The following is a 969-nucleotide window of genomic DNA, read 5'->3' on the forward strand; positions in this document are numbered from 1 at the left end:
CTCCTCCCGGAGGACCTCCAGCACAACCTTTGTTTTAAACTCTGAGGTATATCGGTTCCGTTTTTCCATGCTCTTATTATAACTTATTTTTTTCCCTCCTGTGTCTCAACCTATGGGAGCATTATAGAAAACCGTCCTCCGAGAACCATAAGGTCTTTTCATTTTTTGTGCTATAATGCAGCATTAAAACTGGTCCAGAGACAAACTTTAACCATGCCGCGTGAGGATGCACTGTAAGTAGTTCTAACCCTAATACTTCAATATACCAACTTACTGCTTTGTTAATGTCGGTTACTGGCAATTGAATATGATCTACGTACTCAATTAACTTCACCAAGTTAATTCTCCCCCCGGCTTTTCATCTTTTATGGTTTGACTCGTTTCATATTACGTTCTTGCATTCACGACGTCTCAACACCTTAAAGTGACCCCTGAACGTACAGCGCGGCTCACGATCGAAACGGCTGCGACGCGGTAAGGTGGTTCGGATGTGTCCATCTGATTCTGCTTCCTTGCCCATACTTCGGACGGACCGAGGGGCGTAGCCGATAAAGAGTCATCGGAAAAACAGTTACAAGCGAAGTTAATGACTCCTTAAAATGCTTTCAAATAGGTTTGAGCTTTCCTATCTAGTACCTCTAATAATTGGCTACTTTGCCATAGGCGATGATGCGTGAATACAATGTTATCTGAAGCCTCGTCAGTTCTACTTTCAAAGCAGTTTTTTTATTTTATTTGAGATTCATTATGCGTTTTACTTCTTGCAAATACTCTTTTGTTAACTCAATCATTTTTTTGTCTTTGTAATCAAATTTCTTATGTATCATTAATCCTGTCGTAAGTAGGGCTTGCTGAACAACTCAATTTATAAAGCGCAATGTGTTAAATCGAAAAAGGGTGAAAAAAACGAAAAAGAGACTCCGAAGTCGCTTCTCCAGATTCATGACTAAGAATTGGATGGCGATTACG

Annotated in this window: 1 protein-coding gene; it reads right to left on the minus strand. The window is 40.1% G+C overall.

What is annotated here, in order from left to right; all coding sequences use genetic code 11:
• Window positions 1-121 precede the first annotated feature (121 nt).
• Window positions 122-334, minus strand: coding sequence for a VOC family protein (locus tag GSF01_RS30570; protein ID WP_407945814.1), 213 nt, complete (start codon window positions 332-334; stop codon window positions 122-124).
• Between the last annotated feature and the right edge of the window lie 635 nt (window positions 335-969).

Source organism: Paenibacillus puerhi, from assembly GCF_009846885.1.
Classification (GTDB): Bacteria; Bacillota; Bacilli; order Paenibacillales; family NBRC-103111; genus Paenibacillus_G; species Paenibacillus_G puerhi.